Genomic DNA, 213 nt, shown 5'->3' with positions numbered 1-213 from the left:
GTAAGATCCCTGAAAGATGATCAGGTTGATAGGTTCGAGGTGGAAGCGTGGTGACACGTGGAGCTGACGAATACTAATAGATCGAGGACTTAACCAATAAAAAAAGCGGAAGCGACTCGCTCAGAATTGAAGAGCATTGGAGTGCCTGACGATAGAAGCGTTCTTTGCTTCGGCAGGAAGGTACGAAATGATCGAAATTCTAGTCGCTGGAGC

1 rRNA gene is annotated in these 213 nt (G+C 46.9%); it reads left to right on the top strand.

Going from position 1 to position 213, the window contains the following annotated elements:
• Positions 1–97: ribosomal RNA gene (locus MR058_RS23200) — 23S ribosomal RNA — on the top strand; the annotation flags it as partial.
• Positions 98–213: the final 116 nt, after the last annotated feature.

Source organism: Bacillus cereus group sp. BfR-BA-01430, from assembly GCF_022663115.1.
Taxonomy (GTDB): domain Bacteria; phylum Bacillota; class Bacilli; order Bacillales; family Bacillaceae_G; genus Bacillus_A; species Bacillus_A cereus_BD.
The sequence above is the reverse complement of the archived record's forward strand: the minus strand, read 5'-3'. Positions and strand labels throughout refer to the sequence as shown.